The sequence below is a fragment of the Marinobacter sp. MIT932201 genome (genome assembly GCF_047123295.1).
Lineage (GTDB): Bacteria > Pseudomonadota > Gammaproteobacteria > Pseudomonadales > Oleiphilaceae > Marinobacter > Marinobacter salsuginis.
The window spans coordinates 2,781,421-2,791,777 of record NZ_CP138917.1; the positions used below are offsets into that span (position 1 = coordinate 2,781,421).

Below are 10,357 nucleotides of genomic sequence, written 5' to 3' on the forward strand. Positions count from 1 at the left end.
GTCCGGATTAAAGGGTTTAAACAGGTATCGACCGTCACATCGGATACTTGAATTCCCTGCCCCGATCTTGGCATTCGCCAGTCCGGTCGCTATCCTTGGCGCACCTGCCAGAAAGGCATCCGAACACCACACTTTACGAGGTCAGGATTATGTTCACAGGCATTGTCCAGGGCATTGCAACCATCGACGACGTCAAGGCCGAGCCCGGACTGAGCACGTTTGCTATCCGGCTGCCCGCAGACAAGGCTAGCGGCGTGTCGATTGGCGCATCGGTGGCAATCAACGGCACCTGCCTGACCGTGACACGCCAGGAAGACAGCGTGCTTTACTTCGATGCCATGCAGGAAACCCTGAGACTGACTACCCTGGGGGATCTGAAAACCGGAGACCAGGTGAATTTCGAACGGGCCGCCCGTATCGGCGATGAGATTGGCGGTCACCTGCTGTCCGGACATATTCATACAACCGCCCGGATTGTCGAAATCCTGAGACCGGAAAACAACGTCACCCTGTGGTTTGAAGTTCCCGACGAGTGGACACGCTACATCTTTCCCAAAGGCTACATCGCCATCAACGGCGCCAGCCTGACCATCGGTGAAGTGCGGGGCAACCGGTTCAACATCCATCTGATTCCGGAAACACTGAGGGCCACAACCTTCGGCACCTGTGAAGAGGGTCAACGGGTTAACATCGAAATAGACAGCCAGACCCAGACCATCGTGGACACCCTGGCCCGACTGGGATACGACCGCCCGGCCCCGACGCTCTGACTCATGTGGTGTTTCAGCGGTTGCCGGCCCGGAACACCACGAATTTGGGGCTGGCATCCAGCTGTTCTACCTGCGAAAAATACCGCCGCAGGCTTCGGTGATAACCCAGGTGGCGATTACCAACCATGAGCAAGCGCCCTCCTGGCTTCAGGTGCTTCGAGGCCTGCTCAAACAACCGCAGGGCAATATGATCACCGACCACGCCGCCCTCGTGGAACGGTGGATTCAGAAGGATCAGCTCGAAAGCGCCCGCACCGACATCAATGCCATCGCAGTGCGAAAAGAACGCGCTGGCCTCCGGGAAAGCCTTTTCGACATTATGTCGGGCACTGAGCACAGCGTGGCTTGAAACGTCACTGAAACCCAACTGCACATCCCCTCTCTCCGCGAGCGCCGTCAAGCCCAGCACGCCGTTGCCACAGGCCAGATCCATCACAGAGCTCCCAGCCTGCAAGGAGGATACCTCTCTCGCCACGTGGGGAAGGAGCAAGCGGCTACCGATATCCAGCTTTTCCCTGGCGAACACCGCGGGCAATGCCTGGACTGCCAGCTCACCGTTCCTGCCGGATAGTGCATACCCCTTCCAGCATCCCGGCCAGCCCGCCAGACTCTCAGTACCTTTCCGACACCGAATGACCCGTGCCTTTTTTCGTGCGGGAAGCACCTGTTCCGTCTGCACCGCTTCGCCAAATACCTCGACACTTTTGGCCGGCAAATGCTTGATCATCCCGCCTGCCAGCAAGACACTGGAATCAGTTATCACGCCATTGAGCCAGCGCAACAACCAGGCCAGATAGTCAGCCTGGCGCGGTATCCGCAACACCACCAGATCGAATGGGCCCGCAGGCGGATCGATCCAGCTATAAACCTGCTTTGCTGAAGAAAACGCGGAATTCAATGCAGCGTTGCTTGCAAGTGCGGCGGGCAGCACAGCACTATCGGCAACAACGATGGGCGACAGTCGCGAAAGCCCCAACGCAAGGGCCCCGAACTGATCGTCCACCACCAGGACCCGGGGCTCTTCTATACCCGCCGCAACGTCAAGAGCCTGTTCCAGCAAAAGCTCGTCAGCAGCATCCCACGCTCTCAGCGTCGGATCATCGGTCCCCGGGCGGCCCAGAATCAGCCTGCCTTCGGAAAAAACGAGTTCTGCAGTTGTCATTTCAGGCATCCTGGAGGCTTTTTGTCACAAAAGCGCCATTCTAGGCTGTTTATTCTAGAAATTAATCCTAACGTTGGAGGTGTTCACCCTGAACATCCCTTTTCCGGTTGGCTCCGTTGTTCTGGACGCAAACCTTTTGCCCCTCACCCCAGGGGCTTTTTTCGTTCAGGAACGCCGAAAAGCGCGATAAACCGAAAACCTGCGGTCTTCTCTCAGGCGCTCAACCGGGCCGATGCAGCGCTTCATCAATGGCTCATAGGGCAGAAAGCTGTTCGCGACCAGACGCACCTCACCACCCGGCGCCAGATGTCGCCCAACTTCCCGGAGAAAGCGCTCGGTCATCGACATGTCCGTTCTGACACCGGTATGAAAGGGGGGATTACTCAGAATAACGGGCCAGGTGCCCTCAACTGCGGAGAGACCATCCGAGGCCAGGATGCGTCCGGAAACGCCATTGCGCTCATAGGTAGCCCGGGCACAGATGACTGCCTGGGACTGAACGTCGATTCCGTCGACTGTGACCCGAGGTTGGTTCTGCTGCTCGTGCCAGCGGTGCAACCAGGCGCCAAGGACTCCGGCGCCACAGGCAAAATCCAGCACAGGGCCAGACCGCAATGGATTTTCGTCCAGCGTCTCCAGCAGCATGCGAGTACCCTCGTCCAGCTCGCCGAGGCTGAAAATGCCCGGCAGTCCCGCGACTTCCAGATGCACCGCTTTGCAGTCAATGCCTGTCCAGCTCATCCATTGCTCAAGCGAGAATTCAGGCAGTGGTTCGATCTGATCAACACACCAGACCTGGCAGTGTCTTGCGCTATCGACCTTAGTAGCCCCAGGGGCCACAGCCTTGAGCTGCTTGACGGCGCCGGCAATCCCTTCTTTTTTTTCACCAACAAGCACCAGCCGCGCGCCCGCCGCCGCCAGCCAGCGCGCCAGGGCAAGACGTAGATCAAGTTCGGCCCGGGCCTTGGGCAGAAATACAACCAGGGTGTCGAAAGCGCCGGCTGCCAGTGCCGGATCATCGTAGCCGAAACAGATCTGCCAGCCCTCTTGCCCGGCGAGCGAGGCACAGACACCGGCATGCTCGCTCATGGCCATGCCACCGGCAGGCAGGTCGGCCAGCAGCCCGGTGGCGGCTACGCCTAACAGGGCGACCCGCCCCTGCAACAGTTGGCGGTTTCGCAATAAGGCTTCATGGGAATTGGGCAATGACATTGATTAGCTGGTCCCGCGTGGTTGGATCACAAGCGGGATACTCTAACCGGAATGAGCCCTCGCGTCTCCCCTGCAAGGCAGAGGCTGGGAGGGCTTTCAGAGGGTAACTACCACGGCAAACTCGGTCACTTGTAGCGGGCAACAGTGCCAACCCGCAAGGCATCTTCAGGGGACATACCCCAGTCTTCGGACTGGCTGGCATCAGAAGGTTTCCGCCCCCGACCCTGCTGCTCCGCGCCGGCCGAGATGTCTTTACGCTGGCTCAGTACTGTCAGGGCTTTTTGCATCAGTTCTTTCATGGTCTACCTCCTCGCTTACTGCAGGATCCACTTTAGCAAAGCGGGAGGCGACCAACCGTGATGACGCCGAGGGTCAGGAAGTGACGCTCATCACGAATTTTTGACGCAATTTTACATTCTTTATTGGACGACTTTCTGACGCCCCGACCTTACCGGCCTTTGCACCAATTCGTCGATACTGTTCTGCCGGACCCGTTCACGATCCTCCTCGCTGGCGACCGATAGTCCCATATCCCGGAGAATCCCGTCGGCAACGTCATAAACAAAACCATGGACCGTTAGTGGCTGGCCCCGCCTCCAGGCTTCCTGAACAATGTTGTTCTGGCACACATGCCCTACCTGCTCAACGACGTTGAGCTCGCAAAGCCGATCCACCCGATCCTGCACGTTAGGCAGATTATCCAGCACCTGCTGATGACGGTCCCGGACATCCTGAACATGACGAAGCCAGTTGCTGATCAGCCCGAACCCTTCATTGAGCAAGGCCGCTCTTACACCGCCACAACCGTAGTGACCAACCACCAGGATGTGCTTCACCTTCAACACTTCGATAGCGAATTGCAGCACCGACAGACAGTTAAAATCCGTATGGACAACCACGTTGGCCACATTTCGGTGTACAAACAGTTCCCCCGGCAGAAGGTCGACGATCTGGTTGGCCGGCACGCGACTGTCCGCACAGCCTATCCACAGGTATTCCGGTGCCTGCTGGTTCGACAGGCGGTGAAAAAACTGGGGATCCTGGGCCTTGATGCCATCCGCCCAGGCCCGGTTTTTTTCAAGAAGATGGTCAAGCTGACCCATTATCCCACTCCATTTGATGGTTCCCGATCAGCGATTGAACGGGAATGCGGGTTTCAACGCAATACTCAGTTGGTCTCAACCTCTGCCTCAGCGTGCGGCTGATGCATTGTGCTCTGGGCCAGATCCAGCAATTCTCGCAATGCCACCGAGAACATGGCGTATTCCGGCTCTCGCACGCCCTTGAGTTCGGACAGCATGGACTTCCAGCGCTCAATCATCTGCTGATGACGCGAGAGCCAGTTCTCAACAGAGGCAGGGACGTCCTCCGGCTTTTCCGCGAGCTTCAGAACACCGGTGGTCAGCGCGCGCTGCTGCCAGTCGAGGTCCTCACGGAAACTCTCCCTGGCCAGTGCCTGCCAGTGGGAAGCCGGTTTGAGCGCAGCAATGGCGTTGGCAAACCAGTTCAGGTCCAGACGATCACCCAGCTCATAATAGAGGTTGGCAACGGTTTTCAGCGGCATGCCAGAGGCTTCGTGGGCCTCAATAATGCCCAGGGACGAATACAGGTGCCCTGTGCCCGAGACCACGGATGCCAGCTCCGAAGGCAGACCGGCATCCACGAGAGCCTGATGCCGTTTCTCCCAGTTGGTCCTGGCCTGATCACCCAGGTATTCAGGCAGCCCCGCAGTAATCGCCCAGACGCTGTCGGCAAAACGCTCCATATGGTGCTGGATGCTGAGCTCCGCTCGACGGTTGCGCAGCAGCCACCGCACCGAACGACGCATCAGACGCATCAGGTCCTGCATCAGTTCCATCTGCAGCTGGGCCGGCACATGAAAATCCAGGGCCTCAATCCTGTCCCACCAGTTATCAATGCGGAACACATCCCGGGCGATGATCCAGGCCAGGGCAATGGAAGCCGCATCGGCGCCGGTAGACTGATTCAGACGCTCCACAAAGGTAATCCCCATGTGGTTGACCATGTCGTTGGCAATCTGGGTCGCGATGATTTCACGGCGCAGTTGATGCTCTCCCAGCTCCTTCGAGAATTTCTGGGTCAGATCCCTCGGGAACACCTTGTACATCTCGCCAGCCAGCAGCGGATCGTCAGGCAGAGTGCTGTCGATCAGGGTCTGCTTCAGATCGCCTTTCACGTAGGAAATCAGAACCGACAGTTCCGGCCGGGTCAGACCCTTCTTGTCGAGCTTGCGCTCGGACAGGGTTTCATCATCCGGCAGGAATTCCAGGGTGCGGTTCAGTTTGCCCTCACCCTCAAAGGTGTTCATCAGCCGGCGATATTCCTCCAGCCGCGTCGCGGCATCCTCACTGGCAATACTGATCGCCTGGGTCTGCCGGTAGTTGTTCTTCAGCACCAGCTCTGCGACATCGTCGGTCATCTCCTCAAGCATGACGTTGCGCTGCTTGTTGGTGAGATCGCCCATGGCCACGGCCCGGTTGAGCAGGATCTTCATGTTGACCTCATGGTCAGAACAATCCACACCCCCGGAATTATCGATGAAGTCGGTGTTCAGACGCCCGCCCCGCAGGGCAAATTCAATCCGGCCAAGCTGTGTCAGGCCCAGGTTGCCGCCCTCGCCGACCACCTTGCAGCGCAGCTCCGAACCATTGATCCGCAGCCCGTCGTTGGCCTTGTCACCCACATCGCCGTGAGACTCACTGGCGCCTTTCACATAGGTGCCGATACCACCCACCCAGAGCAGGTCGACCTGGGCCTTGAGGATGTGCGAGATCAGCATGTTTGGTGGCACCCGATCCGATTTGATACCCAGCAGTTTCTTCATTTCCGGACTGACGGGGATCGATTTCGAATTCCGGCTGAATACCCCGCCGCCCTTCGATATCAGCTTGCTGTCGTAATCGGTCCAGGCCGATCGCGGAAGCCCGAACAGGCGCTTGCGCTCCTTGAAACTTTTCTCCGGATCCGGCGAGGGATCAATGAAAATATGCACGTGGTTGAAGGCCGCAACCAGCTTGGTCTTCTCCGAGCACAGCATGCCGTTGCCGAACACGTCGCCGCCCATATCACCAATGCCGATGGCGGTAAATTCATCGAGCGCAGGGTTGATGCCCATCTCCCGGAAGTGTCGCTCTACCGATACCCACGCGCCCCGGGCGGTAATGCCCATTTTCTTGTGATCGTAACCATTGCTGCCACCGGAGGCGAAGGCATCGCCCATCCAGAAGCCGTATTCCGCGGCCAGTCCGTTGGCAATATCCGAGAAGGTGGCGGTGCCTTTGTCAGCGGCCACAACCAGATAATGGTCATCTTCGTCGTGGCGAATAACCCGTTCAGGGGCCACGATTCCCGAATCCACCAGGTTGTCGGTAATATCGAGCAACCCCCGAATGAACGTTTTGTAGGCCTCGATGCCCTCAGCCTGGAACGCTTCCCGGTCTGACGGGTCCGGCAGGCGCTTGGCCACAAAACCTCCCTTGGCACCAACCGGCACGATGACGGCATTCTTGACCTGCTGGGCTTTGACCAGGCCCAGAATCTCGGTGCGGTAGTCCTCGAACCGGTCTGACCAGCGCAGGCCGCCCCGGGCGACCTTGCCACCCCGCAGGTGCACACCCTCAACACGCGGCGAATACACGAAGATCTCGAACATCGGCATGGGCAGAGGCATGTCCGGAATGCGGGACGGATCGAACTTCACACTGATGTAGGGTTTGGGGCCACCTGCCTCGTCCAACTGGTAGTAGTTTGTGCGCAGGGTGGCCTGCATCAGCTCCAGGTAGAGCCGAAGCACCCGGTCCTCACTGAGATTCTCAACGTTCTCGAGACCGGCATTGAATTCGATTTCCAGTTTCTGCTGGGCCGCCTGGCTCTTGCCGGGACTCTGGTAGCGCTCCGGGTTGAAGCGGATCTCGAAAAACTCCAGCAACAGACGGGTCAACTCAACATGGTTGACCAGCGTGTTGGAAATAAACGTCTGACTGTTGGAGAACCGGATCTGACGCATGTAGCGGGCATAGGTCCTCAGCAGCGCAATTTCCCGCCAGCTCATGTAGGAGGAAAGCAGCATCCTGTTGAAGGCGTCGTTCTCCGCTTCGCCGTGCCAGACCCGACGGAACAGCTCCTCAAATATTGGCCGGATGCGATGGATGTCGACAACACTGCCGGTGTGGGCCTGGAGGGTGAAATCGTGGATCCAGACGGTTTTGTTGTGCCTGTCGGTCACCTCGAAGGGGTGCTCACCAATTACCCGGAAGCCCAGGTTGTCGAATATCGGCATCACATCCGACAGGGGCAACGGCTCATCTGGATAGAAGAGTTTGAAATGCAGCGTGCTTTCGTCCTCCTCCAGGGCCCGGTAGAAGCTCATGGCCAGATCGTGATTGTTGGCCGATGCCGCAATGTGGTCCAGATCGATGGCCGCCCTCCTGGGCGAGAACATGTCGGTATAACTGGCCGGGAATCCACCCGCCCAAAGCCGGTACAGCTCATTACCCTGCTCTTCGCCATAAGCCTCGCTCAGGGCTTCGGAAAGTCCGTCGCGCCAGGACTGCGCAAGCTCAATAACCTTCTCGCGAATCTCGGCTGTGGGCAGTTGGCGGTTTTCAACCTGGGGGACCCGGATGGTGAACTGGACCCGTGCCAGTACCGACTCGGAAAAGTGCGTTACGAACTCCACGTCCTCGGCTTCCAGCCGGTCTACCAGCACCTGCTCTACCTTGAGTCGCAACTCGGTGTTGTAGATGTCCCGTGGGAAGAACGCCAGGCAGGTAACAAACTGGCCGTACACATCCTCCCGCATGAACAGCTCGATCCGGCGGCGCTCCTGAATATACAGAATGCTTTTCGCCACCTTGAGAAGTTCTTCCGGTTCAATCTGGAACAGCTCGTCGCGGGGATACACCGTGAGGATCTGCTCGAGTTCCTTGCCGGCGTAATCATCGCGAAGGAATCCGGACCGCTTCATGACACTCTGGAACTTGCGACGCAGCAGGGGAATCTCGTCGGGCCGCTCGTTGTAGACCCGGGCGGTGTAAAGGCCGAGAAAACGGCGTTCACCGACCACCTCGCCCTTGTTGTTGAATTTCTTGACGGCAATGTAGTCCGGGTACGCAGGCCGGTGGACCCGCGAACGTTGGGCCGACTTGGCGAAGATAAAAATATCGTCGCTTCGGGTCATTTCATGGCGGGTGCGCTGGGGCAATTCATTCAGGCGAACCCGGTCCGGGCGCTCGTTATTGACGCGGAGAATGCCCAGTTCCGAGTTCTCGACCCGGCGAACAACCATTCCGCTTTTGTCCTTGGCGAAGTCGTACTCGTCATAACCAAGGAAGGTAAAATGATCCCGGGCCAGCCATTCCAGAAATGCCCGGGCTTCCTCTTTCTGTTCGTCATTGATGCCCGCCGTGGTGCTGTCCAGCTCGCCCAGGATCTCGTTTACCTTTTCGGTAACGACCGGGAAGTCGCTGACGGCAATCCGAACCTCATGGAGGACATTCTGGAGCGTGTCCTCCAGGTCCCGGAGATCTTCCGGATCACTGTGTCTGTCGATCTCAAGGACAATGAACGCTTCGTAGTCCGAACCGGAGGCCTTCTTCTTGGTGGTGTGCAGTTTCTTCAGCTTCCCATCGCTCTGTCTTTCCACTTGCAAAATCGAGTGCTGGATAGAATGGGTACCAATCTCCCGCTGGTTAATGGCGATACGAAGGGAATCGATCAGAAACGGGATGTTCGGGTGCAGAATAAAGACAACGGTGTGCGTCGACTGCCAGCCATCACTCTCCAGATCAGGATTGAATACGGCAACCGGCGTTTCTTCGGCAGACCGCTTCTGCAGAAACTGCCATGCGGCAAGAACTGCCCCATAGGTGTCGCCGAATCGTCGACTGACCAGTTCTTCAAGTGGGATATGCGCATAATGCTGCTTGGCAAATTCGCTGATTTTCCTGGCTTCGGTTTTTGAAATCTTCTTCGCGAAAGCGTCAGCCAACTGTTCAAAGAATTGATCCTTGCTGGCCACTGTCAGCGCATTCATGGTCGACCTCAGTTAGTGTGAAATAAACGTAATCGGCGTATCGTCACATAAGCATAGTCAAACCCTTGATTTTTGCCGGCCAGACGCCAAAACTTCGGCAACTACCTACGCACGATACGGGTTTCTCCGGAAAATCTTCAGATACAGAGAGCAGTCATTTCCAATGTCGCTACAGCATACGTTCGGTGAGTTACGGGAACAGTTAGCCAAACGGATAATCGGACAGGAAAAACTGGTGGATCGTCTGCTGATCGCGCTGCTTGCCGACGGCCATCTGCTGGTCGAAGGCGCACCGGGTCTGGCCAAAACCACCGCCATCAAAGCCCTTGCCGACCACCTGGACGGTGATTTCCACAGAATCCAGTTTACCCCGGACCTGCTGCCTTCCGACGTCACTGGCAGCGAGATTTACCGCCCGGAAACAGGGCAGTTCGAATTCCAGCGCGGTCCCATATTCCATAACCTCGTGCTTGCCGATGAAATCAACCGGGCACCCGCCAAGGTCCAGTCCGCGCTTCTCGAAGCCATGGGCGAGCGACAGATCAGCGTAGGCATGCGCACCTTTCCGTTGGACCGGCTGTTTCTGGTCATGGCCACCCAGAACCCCATCGAACAGGAAGGCACCTACCCGCTGCCCGAAGCCCAACTGGACCGGTTCCTGATGCATGTGGTCATCCATTACCCGTCGGCGGAGGCTGAAAAGGCCATTCTGCAACTGGCAAGGAACGATTATCGGCATGGCCTGCCCAAGACAGATCTGCGCCTGACGGCAGATCAGGTGTTCGAAGCCCGGGCGGACGTCGCCAACATCTACATGGCAGAGCCTGTTGAGCAATACCTGCTGGCGCTGGTGCTGGCCACCCGTGATCCGGCCGCCCTGGACCCGGAACTGGCCCGCTGGACCGCCTTTGGCGCCAGCCCCCGCGGCACCATTGCCCTGGATCGTTGTGCCCGGGCACTGGCCTGGCTTGACGGCCGCGACTACGTCACCCCGGATGATGTACGTGCCATGGCCTTCGACGTGCTCCGACACCGCATCCTGCTGACGTTTGAGGCAGAGGCCGAAGGCATGACCGCTGATACCGTCATCGAGCGGCTGATCGAGCGTGTTCCGGTGAGCGCCTGAAGCCATCGACGGAAGTAATACACGGGAGCCGT

The 10,357-nt window shown here is 58.0% G+C and carries 7 protein-coding genes; 2 read left to right on the forward strand and 5 right to left on the reverse strand.

What is annotated here, in order from left to right:
* Window positions 1–149 precede the first annotated feature (149 nt).
* Window positions 150–770: a riboflavin synthase subunit alpha gene (locus SIC15_RS12705; protein WP_209396905.1), complete on the forward strand. Its 621-nt coding sequence runs from the start codon at window positions 150–152 to the stop codon at window positions 768–770.
* A gap of 13 nt (window positions 771–783) precedes the next feature.
* Here SIC15_RS12705 and SIC15_RS12710 read toward each other — a convergent pair whose 3' ends face one another.
* From SIC15_RS12710 to SIC15_RS12730, 5 genes are all read right to left on the reverse strand, one after another.
* Window positions 784–1,932, reverse strand: coding sequence for a class I SAM-dependent methyltransferase (locus tag SIC15_RS12710; protein WP_412536071.1), 1,149 nt, complete (start codon window positions 1,930–1,932; stop codon window positions 784–786).
* Window positions 1,933–2,097: 165 nt separating this feature from the next.
* Entirely contained in the window at window positions 2,098–3,144 is a 1,047-nt protein-coding gene (locus SIC15_RS12715) for a methyltransferase (RefSeq protein ID WP_412536072.1), read from the reverse strand.
* A 125-nt stretch (window positions 3,145–3,269) separates the two neighbouring features.
* Window positions 3,270–3,443, reverse strand: coding sequence for a hypothetical protein (locus tag SIC15_RS12720; protein ID WP_167352692.1), 174 nt, complete (start codon window positions 3,441–3,443; stop codon window positions 3,270–3,272).
* 120 nt (window positions 3,444–3,563) lie between these two features.
* Entirely contained in the window at window positions 3,564–4,247 is a 684-nt protein-coding gene (gene can / locus SIC15_RS12725; protein WP_069183229.1) for a carbonate dehydratase, read from the reverse strand.
* A gap of 65 nt (window positions 4,248–4,312) precedes the next feature.
* Entirely contained in the window at window positions 4,313–9,199 is a 4,887-nt protein-coding gene (locus tag SIC15_RS12730; RefSeq protein WP_153637157.1) for an NAD-glutamate dehydrogenase, read from the reverse strand.
* A 163-nt stretch (window positions 9,200–9,362) separates the two neighbouring features.
* Here SIC15_RS12730 and SIC15_RS12735 point away from each other — a divergent pair, with 163 nt between their 5' ends.
* Entirely contained in the window at window positions 9,363–10,325 is a 963-nt protein-coding gene (locus tag SIC15_RS12735) for a MoxR family ATPase (protein ID WP_349342915.1), read from the forward strand.
* Window positions 10,326–10,357: the final 32 nt, after the last annotated feature.

What these genes read in the sequence shown, in the direction of transcription:
- SIC15_RS12705 (WP_209396905.1), top strand. Translation starts at nt 150, where the DNA reads ATGTTCACAGGCATTGTCCAGGGCATTGCAACCATCGACGACGTCAAG.
- SIC15_RS12710 (WP_412536071.1), bottom strand. Translation starts at nt 1,932, where the DNA reads ATGACAACTGCAGAACTCGTTTTTTCCGAAGGCAGGCTGATTCTGGGC.
- SIC15_RS12715 (WP_412536072.1), bottom strand. Translation starts at nt 3,144, where the DNA reads ATGTCATTGCCCAATTCCCATGAAGCCTTATTGCGAAACCGCCAACTG.
- SIC15_RS12720 (WP_167352692.1), bottom strand. Translation starts at nt 3,443, where the DNA reads ATGAAAGAACTGATGCAAAAAGCCCTGACAGTACTGAGCCAGCGTAAA.
- can (WP_069183229.1), bottom strand. Translation starts at nt 4,247, where the DNA reads ATGGGTCAGCTTGACCATCTTCTTGAAAAAAACCGGGCCTGGGCGGAT.
- SIC15_RS12730 (WP_153637157.1), bottom strand. Translation starts at nt 9,199, where the DNA reads ATGAATGCGCTGACAGTGGCCAGCAAGGATCAATTCTTTGAACAGTTG.
- SIC15_RS12735 (WP_349342915.1), top strand. Translation starts at nt 9,363, where the DNA reads ATGTCGCTACAGCATACGTTCGGTGAGTTACGGGAACAGTTAGCCAAA.